We start from the raw sequence: 20904 nt of genomic DNA, 5'->3' as shown, positions 1-20904 counted from the left end.
CGCTACGAACGAGTGCAGCCACAGAGGTGTGCTCTGGTGGTGTAGTCCGGCCAATCATATCACCCTCTCACGGTGATGACCAGGGTTCGAATCCCTGCCGGAGCATTCTCCATTTTCACGACACATAGCGGTTGCTCGGTCGCGTGCCACAACAGCCAAAAGCTGTCTCTTATACACATCTCNCAGAGATGTGTATAAGAGACAGGCCGAAGTTCAGCGGCGAGCTGCTCGACGAGGACGACGACGGTACCTTCGTCTGTGCCGGCTGCGGCACCGAACTGTTCTCCTCGGACACGAAGTTCGACTCCAAAACTGGGTGGCCGAGCTTCTCGGACGCCGCCGACGAGAACATCGAGTTCCGACGCGACACCAGCCACGGGATGGAGCGCACCGAAGTCGTCTGTGCGACCTGCGGCGGCCATCTCGGCCACGTCTTCGACGACGGGCCGGAGCCGACGGGCAAGCGTTACTGCATCAACTCGGCGGCGCTCGGCTTCGACGAAGAGGACGCCTAACTACGCCGACCGTGCGGACACGTACCGCTATATAGATTTCATAGTAGAGTATTTATCCTCCCTGTGGCTACCGACAGACGATGCAGGGAACGCCTGTGAGTCGGCGTACGGTACTGGCTGGCGGGGCCGGGCTGTGCGCGGGGCTCGCTGGCTGTATCAGCACGAGCGCGACGCCGCCGGACAGTGCCAGCGGGAACGACTCCGAGGGGAGCGGGGCGGGCGACGTCCCGACCCTCCAGGCCGGCGGCTCCTCGACGGTGTACCCGATCGTCGACAGGGCGGCCTCCTTCTGGGGAACGAACGCGGCCCCGCCCGATGGGAAATACTGGAAACCCGGGAAGTACGGAATCGAGACGGACGAACGGCTCGCCGACTACTGGGCCGGGATGTATGGTTTCGACGCGACCGAGAGCGATTCACCGCCGATCGCGATAAGCGTCAGTCTCAGCCACTCGGGAACCGGCCTCGAAAAACTGCGCAACGGTCGTCTCGATCTCGGTAATTCGAGCGCGCCGGTGAAAGCCGAGTTCCCCGATCTCGCGGAAAAGAAGCTCTCAAAGTACGTGGACCACGTCGTCGGCGTCGATGCCCAGCCGATCGTCGTCAGTCAGGCGATCGCGGACGCCGGCGTCACGGAAATCTCGGCCGAGACCCTGAAGGCCATCTACAAGGGAGAGATCACCGACTGGAAGGGGGTGCCGGGCTACTCCGGGCCGAGCACGGAGATTCAGGTCGTCGGGCGCGCGGAGGGGTCGGGCACCGACACCGCATTCCGCAACAACCTCTTCGGCGACCCGAACGCCGCGATCCCCGGCGTCGACATCCGGAAGGGCGAGAACCAGCAGGTGAAACAGATCGTCACCAACTCCGAGAACGCCCTCGCCTACATGGCGCTCGCGTTCGTCGACGACTCGGTGCCGGCCATCGCGCTCACCTTCCAGGGGACGAAATACGTCCCCGGTGAAAATCTCGCCGAGGGCGGCTACCCGCTCGCGCGCGATCTGCACTGTTACACCTACGACGGCACCTCGAAGAAGGAGGCCGCGCTGCTCCGTATGCTCGTCAGCGAGTACGGCCAGCAGTCGTTCGTCAAGGACGTCGGCTACTCGGCACTGCCGCCGAAACGCCGAAAGAAACAACGGCAAAAACTTCCAGACACCCAACGATGAGCGTCGAACGCGGGCTCGTCGGCCGATTGGGTGTAGGTGACAGCCCCGTCGGCGTACTGCTCGGCGTCACGCTGCTGGCGGTCGCGCTGACCTTCTTCCTCGCGCCCGGGCTGGTGATCTACCCGCTCGCGGCGTTCGCGATCGTCGTCGTCTACGGGATTTTCAGGGAACAGGGGACGACCGCCCGCGTGCTCGCGCTTGCGGCGACGGTCGTGACGGTGCTCGTGCTCGGCCTGATCACGATCTATCTGGTGGCGCAGTCGATCCCGGCCTTCCGGATCATGGGCATCGACATTCTGACGAAGACGGGCGGGGAACTCTGGAGTCCGAGTTCGGCGATCTATTCGCTCGTGCCGATGATGTGGGGCACAGTTGTAACGACGCTCATCGCCACGGCCATCGCCGCCCCGCTCGGCGTCGCCGGCGCGGTGTTCATCGCCGAGATGGCCCCCGACTGGGCGCGTGGCCTGCTCAAACCCGCCGTCGAGGCGCTCGCGGGCATCCCGTCGATCGTCTACGGCTTCATCGGCTTCGTCGTCCTCAACCCGTTCATGGCCGAGCAGTTCTCGCTGCCGACGTTCGGCAGCCTGTTCGTCGTCGGCGTCGTCATCGGCGCGATGGCGCTGCCGACCGTGGTCTCGATCGCCGAGGACGCCATCGCGAGCGTCCCCGGCCCGATGAAGGACGGCTCGCTCGCGCTCGGCGCGACCGACTGGCAGACGACGACCGCCGTGACGCTGCCGGCGGCCTTTTCGGGCGTTTCGGCCGCCGTCCTGCTGGGTATCGGCCGCGCCGTCGGCGAGACGATGGCCGCGACGGTGATCCTCGCGCACGCACAGGTGCTGCCCGATCCGCTCTACGATGTGTTCGGCAACACCGAGACGCTCACCAGCCTCATCGCGAGCCAGTACGGTATCGCCAGCGGCTCGCAGATGAGCGCACTGTTCGCTGCCGGCGTCGTTCTCTTCGTCACTGTGCTCGGCCTGAGCATCGGCTCGCAGTACGTCGAACGGCGGATGGAGCGCACGCTCGGGGGCGACACATGAGTACGGACACGGGCGTTGCGAGCGCGCTCGACCGAGGCAGCACCGGCCCACTGCGGTACGCCGGCGGGGCGGTCGTCGCGATCGGTGCCATCGTGGTCGTCGCGAGCCTGCTCGCGTTCGTCCAGGTCGTTCCCACCACGATCGCGGGCGCGTCGCTGTTCGACGTGCTCGCGCTCGCGCTCGTCGCAGCGGCAGGCTGTCTGATCGCGGTCGTCGTCGCTGCCAAATCCGGCGTGCTCGACACCACACCGGATCACACCGCGGGCACGTCGCTCGCGGCCGTCTTCGGTCTCGTCGGGCTCGTCACTGGTGGGTTCGTGAGCGCACAGACGCTCGGTTTTAGTACATTGTGGCCAGCCGGCGCGCTCGTCGGCGCGGCGCTCGGGGTCGTGCTGGCGATCGTCCCCCGAGAGGACAGCGCGCTCGCGGCGACCGGTGGCGGGTTCGCGCTCCTCGTCGGTGGGATCGTTCTGACCGACGTCATCGGCCCGGACTGGCAATGGCAGCCGGAGGGGCTGTCGGCCGCGTTCACGCCCGAGACGACACTGCCGATACTGCTCGGCGTCGCCGGCCTGCTGCTCGCGTGGGTCGGTGCGCAGGCGGCCGCCGGCTTCGGCACACAGGGCAAGGCGCGCGGCGCGTCGCTGCTCGTGAGCGCGAACGCGGCGGGCATGATCGCGCTGCTCGTCGTTCTCATTTCCTTCATCGCCGTGCGCGGCTGGGGACCGATGACCGAGGGCATCCGTTTCGGGTTGTTCTGGGAGCCGGTGACGTGGTTCCAGCCACCCGGTTGGGATAAGTACGTCATCATCAGCGCGCCCCTCGTCTGGTTCCACTGGCCGTTCGTGATGGAAGGATTCGCGATCACGAACGCGATCAACGGCGTCGCGCCAGCGATCGTCGGCACCGTCTGGCTGGTCGTCGGCGCGGTGTCGGTCGCCATCCCGCTCGGGGTTGGTACAGCAGTATTCCTGACCGAGTACGCCGAACAGGGCCGGCTGACCTCGATCGTCGAGATCGCCACGAACGGGCTCTGGAGCACGCCGAGCATCGTCTACGGACTCTTCGGGCTGGCGTTCCTCGTGCCCCGCATCGGCAACGGGAGCAGCCTGCTGTCGGGCATGCTGGTGCTCAGTTTCATGCTGCTTCCCCTCGTGATCATCACGAGTCGGGAGGCGCTGCTCAACGTGCCCGACCAGTACCGCGACGCGAGCGCCGCCCTCGGCGTGAGTCGCTGGCAGACGATCAAGAGCGTCGTCCTGCCGGCGGCGATGCCCGGCGTCGTGACCGGCGCGATCCTCGGCGTGGGTCGTATCGCGGGCGAGACCGCGCCGATCCTGCTCGTCCTTACCGGCGAACCGTTCCCCGAGACCGGGCCCGACCTCTTGAACTTCGGGGCGGCGTTCACCTCGTCGTTCCCGTTCGTCGAACTGTCGTTCCTCAACACCGACGCACTGCTCCAGCCGGCGACCGCGCTCCCCTACCAGCTGTTCGCCACTATCACCGCCGGCGTCGGCGACGTCGGCGAGGGGTTCTCGTGGGGGACGGCGCTCGTTCTCCTGCTGGTGGTCTTCGCCTTCTACGCGGTCGGCATCGCCTCGCGGCGCTACTTCGACACCAAACTCCAATCATGAGCACGCTACAACAGGACCGAGACCGGACCGCCGGCGAGAGCGACGAGCGCATCGAACCGGAGTGGACGAACTACGACTTCGACAACGGGACGAAGTTCGCCGTCGACGACCTCAACGTCTTCTACGGCGACGAGCAGGCACTCGAAGGAATCGAGCTCGACATCCCCGAGGAGAGCGTCACGGCGCTCATCGGCCCGTCGGGCTGTGGGAAGTCGACGTTCCTCCGCTGCCTGAACCGGATGAACGACCGCATCAAGGCCGCACGCGTCGAGGGGAGCGTCGCACTCGACGGCCAGGAGATCTACGGCGATAGCGTCGATCTCGTCGAGCTCAGAAAGCGCGTCGGGATGGTGTTCCAGCAGCCGAACCCGTTCCCCAAATCCATCCGGAAGAACGTCTNGGTTGTTCGGCGACGACGCCGGCGACGAGGACGCGCTCGTCGAGCGCGCGCTCCGGCAGGCCGCCCTCTGGGAGGAGGTCGACGACCGCCTCGACGACAACGCGCTCGGATTGTCTGGGGGGCAGCAACAACGCCTCTGCATCGCACGCTGTCTCGCGGTCGATCCCGAGGTGATCCTGATGGACGAGCCCGCGAGCGCGCTCGACCCGATCGCGACCGCGAAGATCGAGGACCTCATCGAGGAGCTCGCCGACGACTACACCGTGGTCGTCGTCACCCACAACATGCAGCAGGCCGCGCGCATCTCGGACCAAACGGCGGTCTTCCTCACCGGTGGCGAACTCGTCGAGTACGGTGACACCAACGAGATCTTCGAGAACCCCGAAAGCCAGCGCGTCGAGGACTATATCACTGGCAAGTTCGGCTGACCCCAGGAACCCTTTTGCGTCCGTCGCCGTAAGGTGAGTTAACGAACCGTGAGCGAGCCACGCGAGGAGACCAAAAGCATCTGTCCGCTCTGTGCGGTCGGCTGTAGCGTCCGCTACGACGGGGCAACGGGCCGGGCGCGCGGCTGGCCGGGTGCGCCCGTCAACGAGGGTGGCGAACTCTGCCCGAAGGGGATCGCCGCCTTCGACGTGTTCGACGACGAGGACCGATTGACCCGTCCCCTGATGCGCCGGAACGGCGACCTCGAACCCGTTTCCTGGAACGAGGCCTACGATCGCATCGAGCGCGAGTTCGAGAAAATCGTCACCGATCACGGCCCGGACGCGCTAGCCTTTCTCGGCGCGCCACACTGCACGAACGAGGAGAACTACCTCTTCGGAAAGCTCGCGCGGAGCCTCGGCACGAACAACGTCGACAACCGGGCACGGCTCTGCCACGACTCCACCGTCTCGGCGATGGAGGAGCGCCTCGGCTCCGGCGGGATGACGAACTCGCTCGCGGACCTCGCCGATGCCGAGGCGTTCATCGTCATCGGATCGAACCCAGCCGACCAGCAGCCGGTCGCGTTCGACTCGTACATTCGGCCCGCGGTCAACGACGGCGCACAGCTGATCCATATCGATCCGCGCGCGAACGCGACGACCCGTCTCGCCGACACCCACATCGCGCCACGACCGGGCACGGACGCGCTCGTCGTCGCGCTGTTCGTGAAGACGATTCTCGACGAGGGATTAGTCGACGAGGAGTTCGTCGCCGACCGGACTGAAGGATTCGCGGCGTTCGCCGCATCGGTCGACGAGATGGATGATGAAACAGTCGCCGAGCGTGCCGGCGTCGATCCGGCAGCGATCCGGGAAGCAGCCCGTGCGTTCGGCGGGGCCGAGCGGGCGGCCGTCGTCGCAGGCACCGGCGTCGAGGGCGACGGCCCCGACGACAGCGCGACCGCCGACGCACTGTTGAACCTCCTCCTGCTCACCGGGAACCTCGGCAAGCGCGGCGCGGGCATGAACCTCTTTCGCGGGCTCAACAACGAGCAGGGGGCCTGCGACGCCGGCGCGCTCCCCCACCAGCTGCCGGGCGGTCGTCCTGTCACCGATCCGACGGCGCGCGCGCAGGTGGCCGACGTCTGGGGTGTCGAGCCGCCCGCCGAGCCCAGCCCGACGGAGCTCGATCTCGTGCGCGAGTTCGGCGCGGGGATCCGGGCCGCGTTCGTCCTCGGCGAGAACCCCGCCGTGACGAAACTCGACAGGCAGGGCGTCGCGCGCGGCCTCCGATCGCTCGATTTCCTGGTGGTGCAGGACGTCACCCACACCGAGACGACCGCCCACGCCGACGTCGTCCTGCCGGCGGCCATCTGGTCGGAGAAAGCCGGAACCGTGACGAACCTCGACCGGCAGGTCCAGCGAACGCGCGTGCTCGAATCGCCACCAGGCGCGGCACGCAGCGATCTCGCGATCCTCTGTGCGCTCGGCAAGCGCCTCGTCGGGGACGGATTCGAATACGACGACCCACAGGCGGTGTTCGACGAACTCACTGCCGTCAACCCACAGTACGCGGGCATGAGCTACGAGGGGATCGGGATGGAGAGCCAGCGCTGGCCGTTCCCCGACGGTGCGGACACGGGAACCGACGTGCTCCACCGCGAGGAGTTCATGAGCGGTGATCGTCGCGCACCGTTCGTCACGATCCCCACCGTCGAGTCCGATGAAGAGATTGCGGACGACGAACTGGTGTTGCTCACCGGTTCGCGCAGCGGCGACGTCGCCACGACGACGATGGGCAGCGGGGTGGGGACGCCCGACGATACCCTTCTCGTCCACCCCACGGACGCCGACGCGCGAGGCGTGGCCGACGGCGAGCGGGTCGTCGTCGAGAGCCGGGACGGGCGCATCGAACTCGTCGCCGAGCGGAGCCGGGGCGTTCGACAGGGCACCGTCTTCGTCCACGCGGGCGTCGCCGATCCGCTGCTCGGTGCCGGACGAACGCGCGTCCAAATCTCATAATCGTAGTGGCAAGACGCCGGTTTTGCCGCCAGACAAACTCAATACTTGCCGCAGTTCGACTGTGAGTGTATGTCTACCAAAGACGCGACCAAGAACCGGTGGTTGATCGCGGCGTCGGCGATCGCGATCCACCTGTCGATCGGGAGCATCTACGCGTACAGCATCTACCAGATACCGCTGAACGAGGCACAGGGCTGGAGCACGGGAAGCGTGACGACCGCCTTCTCGATCGCCATCTTCGTCCTCGGGATCACGGCCGCCTTCCTCGGGAGCTACGTCGAGAAGTACGGCCCACGAGCGTCCGGGCTGGCCGCGGCCGTCCTCTACGGACTCGGGATGATCGGCTCCGGCGCGAGCGTGCTTCTCGGGAGCCTCCCACTCTTTCTCGTCACGTTTGGCGTCGTCGGCGGGATGGGGCTCGGTCTCGGTTACATCTCCCCGATCGGGACGCTCGTCGAGTGGTTCCCCGATCGCCGCGGGATGGCGACCGGGCTCGCGGTGATGGGGTTCGGTGCTGGCGCGCTGCTCACCGGTCCGCTCGGTAACTTCCTGATCCAGGGCTACGGCGTCGCGACGACCTTCTTCGCCCTCGGTGTGCTCTATTTCGTGTTGATGACCGCGGGCGCGAGCTATCTCGCCAAACCGCCAGACGGCTGGCTGCCAGCCGGGATGGAGGACACGCCGGAGAACCAGGAGGAAGCGAGAAGCGCGCTGTCGGGACTCACCAATCTCACCGCGACGGAAGCACGCACGTCGCTTCGCTTCTGGATGGTCTGGCTCATCATCTTCATCAACGTCTCGGCGGGGATCATGCTGCTCGCGTTCGCCTCGCCGATGCTCCAGCAGATCGCCGGCGCGAACGCGACGACGGCGGCGTTCATCACCGGCTACATCGGCATCTTCAACGGCGGCGGCCGAATCGTCTGGGCCACTCTGTCGGACTACATCGGTCGGACGACGACCTACGCGGCGTTTTTCGTCATCCAGATCGTCGCCTTCTTCGTGATGCCACAGGTCGCGGGCGTCTGGCTGCTCGCGGGACTGATCTTCCTGGTCATCACCTGTTACGGCGGCGGCTTTTCCTGTTTGCCGGCATACCTCAGCGATCTCTTCGGCACCGCGGAGGTCAGCGCGATCCACGGCTACGCGCTCACGGCATGGGGGTTTGCCGGCGTCGCCGGTCCACAGCTCGCCTCGACGATCCTCGAATCGACGGGAAGCTACACGAGCGCACTGTACGTCATGAACGGAGCGCTCGTCGTCGGGCTCGTCACGGTCGGCCTGCTCCGCTGGCGGATCGGTAAGCTCCAGAGCGCGAACCGGACACCGAGCGCCGCGGAGGCGGCGACCGACTGACGATCGATATCGCTTCGATCGCCGGTCCAGCGTACCGAAACGCCGAAGCGTCTGCACTCGAAGACGTCGTATCGACTCTCAGGACACGTCGGCCCGGCGCGGCGCGCTCGTCCTCGCCGGCGGCGGCTCGACGCGCTTCGGCGAGCGTGACAAAGTCCTCGCTGAGTTCGACGGCGTACCGCTGGTGCGCCGAGTCGTCAAGCGACTTGCGGGACTCGACGAACTCGTCGTCAGCTGTCGGGCCGATCAGACGGCGGCCATCGAGCGCGCGCTCTCGGGGATGGAGTTCCGCTGTGTCGCTGACCCAGACCCCGACGGCGGGCCGCTCGTCGGTGTGCGAGCCGGACTGCGCGCGCTCGATACCGATTACACAGCCGTCGTCGCCGCCGACATGCCGTTCGTCGATCCCGAACTCGTCTCCATCTTGTTCGCGCGCGCGGCGGGCCACGACGCGGCCGTGCCGCGACACGAGGGCTGGCTCCAGCCGACGCAGGCGGTCTACCGCACCGACGCGATGGTCGACGCCTGCGCGACGACGCTCTCGCGTGGCGAGCGCGAACTCCGCACGGCGCTCGGCGCGCTCGATCACGTCGTCGTGACGGAGAGCGAGATTCAGAAACACGCCGACACGCGAACGTTCACGAACCTCAATACGCGCAGGGAGTTCGCCGCCGCCGAGCGCGCGCTCAGAACGGACGACTGCTCGTGAAAATCACCGCTCCGCGCTCTACGCGCCGACGTACTCCTCGTTGACTTCCCAGCCGCCGTCGCCGTCGCGGATCATGTACTCGCCGTAGTAGGGCACTCTGTTGGCGACGACCTCGCGGAAGGTCGTGCGGATCTCGTCCTTGCTCATCGCGCCCATCGGGCGGAGATCGTCGTTGCGATTCAGACAGCCCTTGAGATAGCCCTCGTGAGTGACTCGAACTCGATGGCAGTTCGCACAGAACGTCTCGTTCTCGACGGGATCGACGATCTCGACCATCCCGCCGTTCACCCAGTAGCGCCGCCGGTCGTGCATCTCGCGGTGTTCGACGCGGTCGGCGCGCTCGTCGAGCCAGTCGTGGACGCGCGCGATGTCGATCGCCCACTCGGGATGACCGGCGATCTCGGGCATGTACTCGATGAGCTGGAGTCTGAGCCCCGAGTTCTCCCCCACATGGTCGACCATCTCGGGGATGAACTCCGCCGTGCCCTCGAAGACGACCATGTTGAGCTTCACCGGGTCGAGCCCGGCGTCGAGCGCTGCCTCGACACCCTCCAAGACGCGCTCGTACGCGCCCGATTCGGTGATCTCCGCGAACGCCTCCCGATCGAGGGCGTCCTGCGAGACGTTCACCCTATCGAGCCCCGCCGCGCGGAGCTCCTCGGCACGACCCGGCAGGAAGGTGCCGTTGGTGGTGAGCGAGGTCTCCATCCCGTCCGGCGTGTGCCGGATGATCTCCTCCAGATCCTGACGGAGCATCGGCTCGCCGCCGGTGAACTTCACCTTCTCGACGCCGAACTCGCGGACGACTTCGAGGAATCGCACCACGTCGTCGGTGCTCATCTCGTCGTCGGCCGGCTCCATCGGGCCGCGCGTGTCGCCGAGCCCCTCGTTGTGACAGTAGACGCAGTCGAAGTTGCAGCGGTCGGTCAGCGAGACCCGCACCCCCGAGACCTCGCGGCCGAACCCGTCGACGAGCATACTCACCCATTCGTTCGTGAACGGTTAAAACTGCGCGCCGTTCACTGGCCTGCGTAACCGAACATCGTTACAAAATCGTGGGTACGAAACGACACGTGCGGTCGCGAAGTCGACTCGCTTTCGCCTTCCGGCGCTTCAGTTGAGCGTCGCGAGCGAGCGAATCCGCGTGGCGACGGTGCCGAGCGTCGTCCAGCCATCGACTTCGCGGGCGAGCAGCCGTCCCTCGTTGGTACCGGCGAGCACGCGCCCGTCGTGGACCGCCCACGCGAGGACGACCTCGGTCGGTGCGCCCGGATACGGGACGTTACCAAGCGAATCGCCCCCGTCGGTCGACTCGAACAGCGCCGCGTCGGCACCGCGCGACCCTTCCCAGTTCGGCGGTGCCCCGCTCGCCGCGGCGGCGTACAGCCGTCCGTCCGCCACGATCGTCTCGCGGAAGTAGCGCTGATCGACATCCGTGTCGAGTCGCGTCCACGATCGGCCGGCGTCGTGAGTGCGATAGCAGCCGTCGCCGCAGGCGGCGACGTAATCGTCGGGTCCGACGACGAGCACGTGGTGAACGTCGTCGTGGAGGCCGTCTCGTCGCTCGGTCCACGTCTCGCCGCGGTCCTCGCTCACGTGGACGCCGCCGACCTCGACGCCGGCGACCAGCCGATCGGGCGCGTCGGGATGGACGCCGAGGCTGCGAAGGTGGGCTTCGTTGCGATGGCGCGGCGTGTGCCACTCGTCGCGACTGGGCAACTCCTGAAACCCATCGAGTTCGCGCCACGTCGCCCCGTTGTCCGTCGAGACGTACAGATGGGCAGGATGCGTCCCGGCGTAGAGACGTTCGCCGTCGGGGCTCGCGACGATCGAGAACACCTCCTCGCGCGGCACGCCGAGATCCGTCCACGAGCCGCCATCGGTCGATCGGTAGAGCCCGTTTCTCGTCGCGGCGAAGGCGACCCCGTCGAAGGTTCGAACACGGAGCACATCGTCCGCGTCGAGCACCCGTTCGGTTTCGTCGAGTGTTTCCGCCGCGGAGCGAACGACGCCGTCGTCGGTACCGATGAGCAGCGCCATGGCGGCGTTACGCACCCGACGGTGGTAAAGCGAGCGGCCGCACGGAGCGGCGATTACATGTCGCTCCAGGAGCGTGCCGCGCGCTGCACCGACGTGATCGACTCGATCCAGCGCGCCGAGATCCCCTTCTTGACGATGCGTGCGCCGAGTCCGCCGAAAGTGTTGATCGGGATACCGATGACGTCGTGAGCGACGGCCGCATCGCCGACCGAGACGACCGTTCCTTTGTTCATGTACGCCCAGTGCTCGCGATCGCGGCCCGCGACGGCGCGCGCGACGTTCTCGCCGATGTGTTCGCCTTCCTCCCAGGCCGCCTCGGCGGTCGGCGGCGGCACGTCCGCGAGATTGTCGTCGACGATCGTCTCCCAGATCGCCTCTTCGGTGAGCGGTCCCCCCTCGGCGTCCTGATGGACCAGCGCCGAGTCGCCGAGCGCGAACACGCGGTCGTCGCTCGTCTTGAGGGTCGCGTCGGTGTAGAGCCGGTTGTGATCCTTGTCGACGTCGGCAGTTTCGAGGGCGTCCCGCCCGGTGACGCCGCCGGCCCAGACCAGCACGTCGTAGTCCATCGGATCGCGCTCGTCGAAAGCGATCCGATCGTCCTCGACGGCCGTTATCGCGGTCCGGGTGTCGATCTCGACGTCGTGGGCTTCGAGCTGGTTTCGGATCGCCCCCTGAAACTCGTGATCGTGGCCGGGGAAGACGTCCGCCGAGTGTTCGACGAGATTGACGTCCATCGCCGCGTCGTGCTCGTCGACCCACGATGCCACCTCGCCGGCGACCTGAATGCCCGTGAGACCCCCACCGCCGACGACGACCCGTGCAGGATCGCTCCGCGAGGCCTCGCGCGTAGCGTCGACGAGATGCTCGTTGATCGCCAGCGCGTCGCCGAGACTCTTGACCGTGAGCGCGTGTGCTTCGAGCCCGTCGACGCCGTGGAAAGCGGTTCGACTGCCGAGCCCGACGACGGCGTAGTCGTAGTCGATATCGTCGCGGTCGGCAAGTTCGACGACACGATCGTCGACGTCGATGCCGGTCACGGTCGCCTGCACGAACCGGGTGTCGTCGTCCTTGATCTCGCCGACCGGGATCGTGACCGATTCGCGCGCGTCGGGTGTCCGGATACATCGGTGAACCTCGTGGAGCAGGAGGTGGTAGTCCTCCTCGGCGATCCAGACCAGTTCGTCCTCGTCGCCGAGTTCGTCTTCGAGGCTACGGATCGCCGCACAGCCGCCGTAACCCGCGCCGAGAACGACGATGCGGTCGGTCATCGCGTCCCGAAATCCGACGGATCGTTCGTCGTGCCGTCCGTCCGCCGGGTGTCGTCCGTTGGCCGTTCGCCAGCTGCCGGCCGTGCGGTGTCGCTATCCATGCCCAGTCGTTTTCGGCGGTCAAGTAAACAGCAGGGCTTGAATCGGCAGGCTCAGTCGTCGATTGCGGGCGCACTCGATGGGGTGGTGTCGTCGCTCGCCCAGACACCGTCGTCGAGGTCGATCGCATCGTTCCACTTGGCCGCGAGCGTCGAGACCGCGAGATCGCCGGTGACGTTGTTGAGGGTCGCCACGCGCCCGAGCACTGGATCGACGGCCGCGACGAAGCCGACGATCGTCAAGGGCAACCCGGCTTGCTGAAGCACGACGGTGAGCATGATCAGCCCCGCGCCGGGGACGCCCGCGGTACCGATGCTGATGAGGACGGTCACGAGGAGGATGGCGACCTGTTCGCCGAGCCCGAGCGACTGGCCGACGACGTTCGCGGCGAAGACGACGGTGACGGCCTGACGGATCGCCGCGCCGTCCATGTTGGCCGTCGATCCCAGCGGGAGCGAGAAGCCGTAGATACTCTCGTCGATCTTGAGGTTCTCCTCGGCGTCGCTCATCGTCACCGGCAGCGTCGCGCTCGACGAGCGGATGGTGAACGCCGTCACCATCGCGTTGCGCGCGCCCTGGAGGAACGAACTCGGGGATCTGCCGACGAGTCCGGAGACGATGACGAGCAGATAGGTGAACGCGATGTGGATGGCGATCGCGAGCGTGACGACGGCGACCAGCGAGCCGAGCGCGACGATCGCGCCGACGTCCTTGCCGGCGAGTTCGGCCGCGACGAGCGCGAACACGCCGAGCACGCCGAACTCCATGACGCCCCAGACGATCGTGAACATCGCCTCCATCCCGGCCTCGGCCAGCGAGAAGAACGTCTCGACACCCTCGCGCACCGTCTCGTCGTCGGTGCGATCGCGGACGAGCGCCAGCGCGATGGCGAAGACGATGATGAAGAAGATGATCGCCAGCAGATCGCCGCTGGCCAGCGCGCTGATCGGGTTTTCCGGAACGATTCCGAGAACGACCTCGCGCAGCCCGGGTGGCTGCGCGGAGTCGCTGCCCCCACCCGTGAGCATCACGCCCGTCCCGGGATCGAGCAGGTTCGCTACGGCTAGCCCGATGATCCCGGCGATCGTCGTCGTTGCCGCGTAGAGCCCGACGACGATCCCGCCGACGCGACCCATCTTAGCCGGCGAGAGTCGCCGCACGCCCGACAGCAGGCTGAAGGCGACGATCGGGACGACGATCATCCCGAGCAGCCGCAAGAAGAGATCGCCGATCGGTTCGAGCGCCGACGCCGGTGGGCCGACGGTGAACGCGACGACGACCCCGAGAACGAACGCGGCGGCGAGCCGATAGACGATCGGCACGGAGCGATACCGATTCCACACGCTGACGACCGAACCACCAAGAGCCGACATCGACGGAGGTTGTACGTCGAGAGGGCTATGGCTGTCGGCTTCGCGCATATTTTCGCCACGTGTGAGCGTTCTGAGAGCAGTTCCCGCACCGACCCCGGACGGACGTGTTCGACCGGGTGAAAGAACGAATCCGCTAGCGTTGGAGACGGGACGTCGGTGCGCTTTAGTGGACGGTGAGAGTGATTCGGACATGGACAGCGAGGATTTCTTCGAGGAGATGCCGTTCACGAACCTCCTCGGTATCGAAGTGACAGAGGCCGAGGACGGCCACGCCGAGGGCCACGTCGAGATGAGCGAGGAGTTGTCCTGGAACACGAACCGGACGATGGCTCACGGCGGCGTGACGTTCACGCTCGCCGATACGGTCGGCGGCGCGGCGCTGGTCTCGCTGCTCGATCAGCCCGTGCCGACGATCGACATGCGGATCGACTATCTCGAAGCGGGCACCGGCGATCTCTTCGCCACCGCCGACGTCGTGCGCGAGGGCGGGGCCATCGGCGTCGTCGACGTCGAGGTCCACACCGACGACGGGACGCCGATCGCCGACGTGCGTGGCGTCTACAAGACCGACTGAGCGGGCGCGAAACCAGTCGAGTTATCCGCACGCCCGGCGAGAAGCCGCCATGTCGACCGATGACGACCACGAGGCGTACATGGAACGGGCGTTCGAACTCGCGCGCGAGGCCGGCGAGCGCGGCGACGGCCCCTACGGTTCGCTGCTCGTTCTCGACGGCGAGATCGTCATGGAGGCGAACAACCACGAGAACACCGACGACGACATCGCCGCCCATCCGGAGCTCGCGCTCGCCCGGCGCGGCGCGAGCGAGCTCACGTCGGAAGAATGCGAGCGAACGGTCATGTACACGAGCACGGAGCCCTGCCCGATGTGCTCCGGCGGGATGGCGATCGCCGGTCTCGGCGGCGTCGTCTACAGCGTCGCCGCGGCCCGTGCTGCCGAGGAGTTCGACGGCGACGCGGCGATGATCCCCTGTGGCGAGGTCTTCGAGAGCTTCGACCACGACGCCGAGGTCGTCCGTGGCGTCCGCGAGGACGACGGGCTCGACATCCATCGCGAGTACCGGTCGGTCTGAGTTCGGTCGAAAAGTACGAAACGCCCGCCAGCGTTCAGGAGTCGATGCTCGAATCGCGGAGGTTGTCGGCGTTCTCGGGAAGGCGGACGCGTGCGTTCGGATGTTGATCGGCGTCCTCGACGAGTTCGTGTCGTTCGCGCAGGTCTTCGAGCCTGGATTTCACGGCCTCGGGATCGGCCCGGCCGACGATGCTGGCGACCTCGAGCAGGAGCTGTTCGGGCACGCCGCCACCGTTCGCCCCGAGTTCGGCCCCGTTCTCGTCGTCGAGGTCGAGGTTCGTGAGAAAGCGGACGTACTCGCGGAGATCGATCTCGCCGCCGAGTTCGTCGTGCCAGCTCGCCGGATAGGCGCTGACGCGGTCGTCGCCGACGCGGTAGACGGCGTCGGTGCGGTACTCGCCGTCGGTGAGGCGGTCGTCGATCGCGTCCAGCACGCCCTCCATGTCGTGGCTGTGGCCGTGATCGGTGCCCGCCATCGCCTCGGTGTACGCTTCGAGGGTTGCCCACGCGATGCCGGGGCGCTCGTGAGTGTGATACTGTTCGATGAGCCTGAGGAACTCGTCGACGAGCAGCGACTCGCCGCGGTCGTCGGCTTCGGCGACGATTCGCTCGTTGATCTCGGTCACGGCAGCCATTGGGGAGACACGCTGTTAGCGTTGTCGCCCACCGCTCGGCGACAGACCGATATGCCCGCTCTCACAACGGTCGTCAACATGCAGAGAAACGAATTTCCTCGCGGCGTGAGGCGATGAGCGACTACAAACCGCTGTCGGACTACGGCATCATCGGCAACCTGGAGACCTGTGCGCTCGTCGGCCGCGACGGCGCGATCGACTGGTGTTGTCTCCCCCGGCTCAACTCCTCGAGCGTCTTCGCGGCCCTCCTCGACGACGAGATCGGCGGCCGGTTCGCCATCTACCCGACGGACGAGTACGAGGCCGAACAGCAGTACATGGAGCGGACGAACGTGCTCCAGACGACCTTCCACACGGAGTCGGGCACCGCGCGTGTCACGGATTTCATGCCGCTGTCGCCCGACAACGAGGGCAACCAGCCGAAGGTGCGCGGCATCTACCGAAACGTGAGCTGCACCGAGGGCGACGTCGATCTCGCCGTCGAGTTCGACCCGCGTTTCGACTACGCCCGTGCCGACTCGCGCGTCGAGTCGATCAGCGACGGCGTCGTCGCGTCGGGCGACGCCAGGCGACTCACGCTGTCGAGCCCGCTCGATCTCGACTGCAGCGATAGTGCGGCCGACGGCACGCTTTCGCTCTCCGAGTACGACAACGAATGGTTCGTCCTCGAATACGGGACGCGCGCGCCGACCGACGACGACTCGTGTGAGCACCTGCTCGACAACACGGTCGAATTCTGGCGCGACTGGGCACACACCTGTCCCGACGGGGAGGACTGTCCCTTCGCCGACTACGGCCACGACATGGTCGTGCGCTCCGATCTGACGCTCAAACTGCTCACCTACCAGGGCACCGGCGGGATCACCGCCGCGCCGACGACATCGCTGCCGGAGGTCGTCGGCGGGGTGCGCAACTGGGACTACCGCTACAACTGGATCCGCGACGGGGCCTTCACCGTGCGCGCGTTCGGCAACCTCGGCGACACCCAGGAGGCGGTGAACTATCTCGACGACTTCCTCGAACTCGGCCAGTCGGTCGATCCAGCCGATCTCCAGCCGATCTACGGTCTCCAGCACGGTTCGACCTACGAGGAGCAGGAGCTCGACCATCTCGAAGGGTATCGCAACTCCGCACCCGTCCGCATCGGCAACGGCGCGGCCGACCAGCTCCAGCTCGGCATCTACGGCGAGCTCGTGCTGGCGATCAACCAGCTCTCCTGGTCGGATCGCTCGATCGCCGGTGACGACTGGGAGGCCGTCCGCGAGATCGTCGACTACGTCTGCGAGGTCTGGGAGCGCCCCGACGCCGGCATCTGGGAGATGCGCAGCGGGCCGAAGCAGTTCGTCCACTCGAAGGCGATGTGCTGGGTCGCCGTCGATCGCGGCATCCGGATGGCCGAAAACGACGGGCACGACGCCCCGCTCGACGAGTGGCGCGACGAACGCAGCCGCATCAAAGAAACCGTCCTCGAGCGTGGGTTCGACGACGACCAGAACAGCTTCACCCAGGCGTTCGACGACGACCAGCTCGACGCCAGCCTGCTCCTGCTCCCGCTATCGGGCTTCCTCCCGTTCGACGATCCGCGCATCCAGGGGACGATCGAGTCCGTCATCGACCGCCTGGCGACCGACGACGGGCTCGTCTATCGCTACGAACACGACGAGATGCCGGGTGACGAGGGAACGTTCGTGCTCTGTTCGTTCTGGCTCGTCGACTGCCTCGCGCGCATGGGCCGCGTCGATCGTGCCCGCGAGATCTTCGAGACGATCGAGGATCACTTCAGCCCGCTCGGCCTCGTCTCGGAGGAGATCGATCCCGAGACGGGCGATCTGCTCGGCAACTACCCGCAGGCGTTCAGCCACATCGGCTTCGTCAACAGCGCGCTGTTCCTCCACGAGGCCGAGACCGACACCGAGATCCAGCCGTTCGGCCACCGATCGGTCTGACTCGATCGAGCCGACCGCGCTCGTCAGCGGTCGTCGGCAGTCGTGTCAGTTGGTGCCCGCGTCGTCGGCCTCGGATCCACTTTCGGTACTGGAGACCTCGGGTTCGGTCCACCGATCGTCGGGGTCGACCGGCGCGAGCGCGTGATCGAGCTCCTCGTCGCTGTACTCCCGCTCTTCGAGTTCGAGCGCCCGGCGTCGCCACCGCTCGCCGACGGTCGTCTCGCCGTTCGGGCCGACGCGAGCACCGTGGACGGTGAAGTAGCGCCCGCCGCGATCCATCTTCTTCCCCTCGTAGGTGTGCTGGTCGAAGATCACGTCGTGTTTCCCGCCGGGTTCGAGATCGCCGACCGGGAAGTCGTATTTCGGCTCGCGACCCTCCTCGCGCGCGGCGGCCCGCTCCTTTGCGACCTGCTCGAAGTAGCCGTTGGCGTAGGTCGCCTCCCGTGTCGAGGGCGCACGGGCGGCCGCCAGCGCGGCGTGGATCCCGCAGAGTCGGCCCTCCCAGCTGTCGGTGTCCCAGAACTCCGTCGCCAGTTCCTCGTAGCGCTCGATGAGCAGGACGATCTCCTCGCCCGCACGCAGATCCTCGACGACGTAGAGCGCGAGGCGATCCCAGAGGTTCCACGCGTGGCCCGACCGGGTGAGTTCCCACGCCGCCCAGGCCGCACACTCCTCGTCCGAGCGGCGCACGGCCTTCTGGAGCAGGCTCGACACGTCGTAGCGATTGTAGCCGCCCTTGGTTCCGTTCTCGTCGAGCTCCTCGCCGAAGTCGTCGGTCATCGGCTCGCCGTCCTCGACCGCGCCGCCGCCGAGGGTCGCCTGTTTGTCCTCGCTCATGGAGACGAAAACCCATCCGCGTACATGTGATTGACCATCTTCAGACGAGGAAAGAACAGCCGGGTCGGCTCTGCCGGAAAACGAACCGTTCGTCGGACTACTCGATCCAGACGGTCTTGCGGTTGACGAACTCCTTGATGCCCGGCTCGGAGAGTTCGCGGCCGTAGCCGGAGTTCTTGACGCCGCCGAACGGAACGCGGGGATCGGATTTCGTGAGCTGGTTGACGTACGTGCAGCCGGCGTCGATGCGACGGGCGACGTGCTGGCCGCGCTCGCGGTCTTCGGTCCAGATGCTCGCGCCGAGGCCGAACTCCGTGTCGTTGGCCTTCGCGATGGCCGCCTCCTCGTCGCCCACCGAGTAGACTGACGCGACCGGGCCGAACAGTTCCTCGCTATCCGCCGGACAGCCCTCGGGCACGTCGGTGAGGACGGTCGGCGGGTAGAAGGGACCGTCCCGATCGAGCGGTTCGCCGCCGGTGACGACGTTCGCACCGGCGTCGACGCTCGCCTCGACCTGTTCCTGGAGATCGTCCATCAGTTCGGCCTGTGCCTGCGGGCCGAGATCGGTGTCTTCCTCGGTCGGGTCGCCGACGGTGAGCGCCTCGCACTCCTCGACGAACCGATCGAGGAACTCGTCGTAGACGTTCTCGTGGACGATGAACCGCTTGGCGGCGATACACGACTGACCGCCGTTCTGGTTACGCGCCCACGCGCCGGTCTCGGCGGCCGCGTCGATATCGGCGTCGTCGAGCACGACGAACGGATCGCTCCCGCCGAGTTCCAGGACTGTCTTCTTCAGGTTCTCGCCGGCGGTCGAGGCGACGGCACGGCCGGCCGGTCCGCTGCCGGTGAGTGTCGCAGCGCGCACGCGATCGTCGGCGAGCACGTCGTCGATCTTGTCCGAACCGGCCAGCAGCGTCTGGAACGCGCCCTCGGGGAGGCCCGCCTCGTCGAAGACCTCTTCGATGGCGAGCGCACAGCCGGGAACGTTCGAGGCGTGTTTGAGCAGGCCGACGTTGCCCGCGACGAGATACGGCACCGCGAAACGCATCGCCTGCCAGAACGGGAAGTTCCAGGGCATCACGGCGAGTACGGGCCCCATCGGGTCGTAGACGGTCTCGACAGTCGTGCCGGGCGGGCTGGGATGGGTCTCGGGCTCGAGATACTCGCTCGCGTGTTGGGCGTAGTGATCACAGAGCCACTGGCACTTCTGGATCTCCGAGTGGGCCTGTGAGATCGGTTTGCCCATCTCCTCGGTCATCAGCTCGGCGTACTCACGCTCGTTGTCGCGGAGCACGTCGCCGGCGGCCGCGATGAGCTCCTCGCGCTCGCGGAGGGGTACCTCGCGCCACTCCGCGAAGGTGTCCTCGGCGCGCGCGAGCGCGTCGTCGATGTCGCTCGCACTGGCCTCCTCGTACGAATCGACGACTTCGCCGGTTGCCGGGTTGACCGTCTCCATGTCCTACCGACTCGTCGTGTTCATGATTAACGTTGTGGCTGGCCATGTCATGCCCGACGACCGTCGATCACGTTCGGGTGGTCGATCGTCTCGTTCGACGTCGAACCGTCGAGGACGCTGTTCTGGAGGGCATTCGAGAGCCCACGGCGCAGCCGTTCGGAGGCCGCCTGCGTGGAGATATCGAACTCCGACGCGAGGTCGCCCATCGTGATGCGGCGCGGAACGTCGAAATAGCCCTCATCGACGGCCGCAGCGAGCAGTTCGGTCTGTGGAGCCGTGAGATCGTGGGCGTCCTCGGGCGCGTCGTCCGTGCATTTCAACCCGCTGAGTTCGAACGAACAGCCCCGCGCCTGGCAGTGGTCGTGGTACTCCGAGAACGCCTCTCGATCGGGATAGCGCATCCGCATCCACATGCCGGTGTGGCTGAGCGTTCCGTCGAGCAACACGCCACCGAGATCCGTCCACGCCCAGTAGGTCGTCGTCGCGGCCGGCAGGCGGATCTGATACAGTTTCCGTCCGTCGACGCGGTCGCTCAACGGCTGCACGTCGTGGATCATCGACGCCTCGTCGAGTCCAGCTTCGAGCGTCCCGAAATCGTTGCCGTCGGCCCAGAGCGTCACCGAGAGCGTCTCGGGATCACACGCGGTCATTCCCTCGATGACGAGTTCCATATCGGTCACGCCGGCGAGGACGCCCTCGAATTTCGGCAGGCGGACCGTAAACTCTGCGACGAGACTCATTGCCCCCTATTGCGGCCCGGCGGCTGCCGGCACGACTGACGGCCGTGCCGTCGTGGTGTTCGTCCGATCGGCACATCGATCGTCGAATTCAGTTTCACACGTCTCCTATCAACCATAGTTGTTTTCGCACTGAAAGAC

18 protein-coding genes, 1 tRNA gene and 1 pseudogene are annotated in these 20904 nt (G+C 66.6%); 12 read left to right on the top strand and 8 right to left on the bottom strand.

Going from position 1 to position 20904, the window contains the following annotated elements; all coding sequences use genetic code 11:
* Positions 1-30: 30 nt before the first annotated feature.
* The 9 genes and pseudogenes from C451_RS17730 (at position 31) to C451_RS17690 (ending at position 9279) form a co-directional block, all read left to right on the top strand.
* A tRNA-Glu gene (locus tag C451_RS17730) sits at positions 31-105 on the top strand.
* Positions 106-188: 83 nt separating this feature from the next.
* Positions 189-515 carry a peptide-methionine (R)-S-oxide reductase MsrB gene (gene msrB, locus C451_RS17725; RefSeq protein ID WP_007742727.1) on the top strand — a complete coding sequence of 109 codons (327 nt, stop codon included), beginning with the start codon at positions 189-191 and terminating at the stop codon, positions 513-515.
* A gap of 80 nt (positions 516-595) precedes the next feature.
* Complete coding sequence (locus C451_RS17720) at positions 596-1684, top strand: PstS family phosphate ABC transporter substrate-binding protein (protein ID WP_241431256.1); 1089 nt, start codon at positions 596-598, stop codon at positions 1682-1684.
* Positions 1681-2730 carry a phosphate ABC transporter permease subunit PstC gene (gene pstC / locus C451_RS17715; protein ID WP_007742725.1) on the top strand — a complete coding sequence of 350 codons (1050 nt, stop codon included), beginning with the start codon at positions 1681-1683 and terminating at the stop codon, positions 2728-2730. The genes C451_RS17720 and pstC overlap by 4 nt, the downstream gene beginning before the upstream one ends.
* A complete protein-coding gene (pstA, locus tag C451_RS17710; protein WP_007742724.1) occupies positions 2727-4364 on the top strand; it encodes a phosphate ABC transporter permease PstA in 1638 nt (545 codons plus the stop codon). The genes pstC and pstA overlap by 4 nt, the downstream gene beginning before the upstream one ends.
* Positions 4361-5192 (top strand): annotated as a pseudogene (gene pstB, locus C451_RS17705) (phosphate ABC transporter ATP-binding protein PstB). Before pstA ends, pstB begins: the two are co-directional and overlap by 4 nt.
* A gap of 48 nt (positions 5193-5240) precedes the next feature.
* Positions 5241-7214 carry a molybdopterin oxidoreductase family protein gene (locus C451_RS17700; protein WP_007742720.1) on the top strand — a complete coding sequence of 658 codons (1974 nt, stop codon included), beginning with the start codon at positions 5241-5243 and terminating at the stop codon, positions 7212-7214.
* A 69-nt stretch (positions 7215-7283) separates the two neighbouring features.
* Positions 7284-8570, top strand: coding sequence for an L-lactate MFS transporter (locus tag C451_RS17695; protein ID WP_007742719.1), 1287 nt, complete (start codon positions 7284-7286; stop codon positions 8568-8570).
* Between the two features lie 70 nt (positions 8571-8640).
* Positions 8641-9279 (top strand): molybdenum cofactor guanylyltransferase, encoded by a 639-nt coding sequence (locus C451_RS17690; RefSeq protein WP_049913208.1) that lies wholly within the window; start codon positions 8641-8643, stop codon positions 9277-9279.
* Positions 9280-9297: 18 nt separating this feature from the next.
* Here C451_RS17690 and moaA read toward each other — a convergent pair whose 3' ends face one another.
* From moaA to C451_RS17670, 4 genes are all read right to left on the bottom strand, one after another.
* Positions 9298-10257, bottom strand: coding sequence for a GTP 3',8-cyclase MoaA (moaA, locus tag C451_RS17685; protein ID WP_007742717.1), 960 nt, complete (start codon positions 10255-10257; stop codon positions 9298-9300).
* Between the two features lie 135 nt (positions 10258-10392).
* Entirely contained in the window at positions 10393-11319 is a 927-nt protein-coding gene (locus C451_RS17680) for a WD40/YVTN/BNR-like repeat-containing protein (RefSeq protein ID WP_007742714.1), read from the bottom strand.
* A gap of 53 nt (positions 11320-11372) precedes the next feature.
* Positions 11373-12587: an NAD(P)/FAD-dependent oxidoreductase gene (locus C451_RS17675; protein WP_007742713.1), complete on the bottom strand. Its 1215-nt coding sequence runs from the start codon at positions 12585-12587 to the stop codon at positions 11373-11375.
* Between the two features lie 152 nt (positions 12588-12739).
* Complete coding sequence (locus tag C451_RS17670) at positions 12740-14059, bottom strand: dicarboxylate/amino acid:cation symporter (RefSeq protein WP_007742712.1); 1320 nt, start codon at positions 14057-14059, stop codon at positions 12740-12742.
* A gap of 190 nt (positions 14060-14249) precedes the next feature.
* Between C451_RS17670 and C451_RS17665 the strand changes: the two genes are divergently transcribed.
* Both C451_RS17665 and C451_RS17660 read left to right on the top strand, forming a co-directional pair.
* Positions 14250-14633: a PaaI family thioesterase gene (locus C451_RS17665; RefSeq protein WP_007742710.1), complete on the top strand. Its 384-nt coding sequence runs from the start codon at positions 14250-14252 to the stop codon at positions 14631-14633.
* 49 nt (positions 14634-14682) lie between these two features.
* The gene (locus C451_RS17660) at positions 14683-15150 is read left to right on the top strand and encodes a nucleoside deaminase (RefSeq protein ID WP_007742709.1); all 468 of its coding nucleotides are present in this window, start codon (positions 14683-14685) and stop codon (positions 15148-15150) included.
* 34 nt (positions 15151-15184) lie between these two features.
* On the opposite strand, the gene C451_RS17655 is transcribed toward C451_RS17660, so the two are convergent.
* On the bottom strand, positions 15185-15784 hold the full coding sequence (locus C451_RS17655) for a hypothetical protein (protein WP_007742707.1): 600 nt from the start codon (positions 15782-15784) through the stop codon (positions 15185-15187).
* A gap of 113 nt (positions 15785-15897) precedes the next feature.
* On the opposite strand from C451_RS17655, the gene C451_RS17650 reads away from it, so the two are divergent.
* Positions 15898-17730 carry a glycoside hydrolase family 15 protein gene (locus C451_RS17650; RefSeq protein ID WP_007742705.1) on the top strand — a complete coding sequence of 611 codons (1833 nt, stop codon included), beginning with the start codon at positions 15898-15900 and terminating at the stop codon, positions 17728-17730.
* 45 nt (positions 17731-17775) lie between these two features.
* Here C451_RS17650 and C451_RS17645 read toward each other — a convergent pair whose 3' ends face one another.
* The 3 genes from C451_RS17645 to C451_RS17635 all read right to left on the bottom strand — a co-directional run bounded on the left by C451_RS17645 (position 17776) and on the right by C451_RS17635 (position 20766).
* Positions 17776-18567, bottom strand: coding sequence for a hypothetical protein (locus C451_RS17645; protein ID WP_007742703.1), 792 nt, complete (start codon positions 18565-18567; stop codon positions 17776-17778).
* 97 nt (positions 18568-18664) lie between these two features.
* Positions 18665-20026, bottom strand: coding sequence for an NAD-dependent succinate-semialdehyde dehydrogenase (locus C451_RS17640; protein ID WP_007742701.1), 1362 nt, complete (start codon positions 20024-20026; stop codon positions 18665-18667).
* A 47-nt stretch (positions 20027-20073) separates the two neighbouring features.
* Positions 20074-20766 carry a helix-turn-helix domain-containing protein gene (locus C451_RS17635; protein ID WP_007742700.1) on the bottom strand — a complete coding sequence of 231 codons (693 nt, stop codon included), beginning with the start codon at positions 20764-20766 and terminating at the stop codon, positions 20074-20076.
* Positions 20767-20904 lie beyond the last annotated feature (138 nt).

The sequence above is a fragment of the Halococcus thailandensis JCM 13552 genome (assembly GCF_000336715.1).
Lineage (GTDB): Archaea > Halobacteriota > Halobacteria > Halobacteriales > Halococcaceae > Halococcus > Halococcus thailandensis.
This window is presented reverse-complemented; position numbering and strand designations above follow the sequence as displayed.

Excerpts from the sequence above, each read along its gene's own strand:
- moaA (WP_007742717.1), bottom strand. The coding sequence starts at position 10,257 with ATGCTCGTCGACGGGTTCGGCCGCGAGGTCTCGGGGGTGCGGGTCTCG.
- C451_RS17650 (WP_007742705.1), top strand. The coding sequence starts at position 15,898 with ATGAGCGACTACAAACCGCTGTCGGACTACGGCATCATCGGCAACCTG.
- C451_RS17680 (WP_007742714.1), bottom strand. The coding sequence starts at position 11,319 with ATGGCGCTGCTCATCGGTACCGACGACGGCGTCGTTCGCTCCGCGGCG.
- pstC (WP_007742725.1), top strand. The coding sequence starts at position 1,681 with ATGAGCGTCGAACGCGGGCTCGTCGGCCGATTGGGTGTAGGTGACAGC.
- C451_RS17675 (WP_007742713.1), bottom strand. The coding sequence starts at position 12,587 with ATGACCGACCGCATCGTCGTTCTCGGCGCGGGTTACGGCGGCTGTGCG.
- C451_RS17655 (WP_007742707.1), bottom strand. The coding sequence starts at position 15,784 with ATGGCTGCCGTGACCGAGATCAACGAGCGAATCGTCGCCGAAGCCGAC.
- C451_RS17670 (WP_007742712.1), bottom strand. The coding sequence starts at position 14,059 with ATGTCGGCTCTTGGTGGTTCGGTCGTCAGCGTGTGGAATCGGTATCGC.
- C451_RS17660 (WP_007742709.1), top strand. The coding sequence starts at position 14,683 with ATGTCGACCGATGACGACCACGAGGCGTACATGGAACGGGCGTTCGAA.
- C451_RS17695 (WP_007742719.1), top strand. The coding sequence starts at position 7,284 with ATGTCTACCAAAGACGCGACCAAGAACCGGTGGTTGATCGCGGCGTCG.
- C451_RS17720 (WP_241431256.1), top strand. The coding sequence starts at position 596 with ATGCAGGGAACGCCTGTGAGTCGGCGTACGGTACTGGCTGGCGGGGCC.
- C451_RS17645 (WP_007742703.1), bottom strand. The coding sequence starts at position 18,567 with ATGAGCGAGGACAAACAGGCGACCCTCGGCGGCGGCGCGGTCGAGGAC.
- pstA (WP_007742724.1), top strand. The coding sequence starts at position 2,727 with ATGAGTACGGACACGGGCGTTGCGAGCGCGCTCGACCGAGGCAGCACC.
- C451_RS17665 (WP_007742710.1), top strand. The coding sequence starts at position 14,250 with ATGGACAGCGAGGATTTCTTCGAGGAGATGCCGTTCACGAACCTCCTC.
- C451_RS17635 (WP_007742700.1), bottom strand. The coding sequence starts at position 20,766 with ATGAGTCTCGTCGCAGAGTTTACGGTCCGCCTGCCGAAATTCGAGGGC.
- msrB (WP_007742727.1), top strand. The coding sequence starts at position 189 with ATGTGTATAAGAGACAGGCCGAAGTTCAGCGGCGAGCTGCTCGACGAG.
- C451_RS17640 (WP_007742701.1), bottom strand. The coding sequence starts at position 20,026 with ATGGAGACGGTCAACCCGGCAACCGGCGAAGTCGTCGATTCGTACGAG.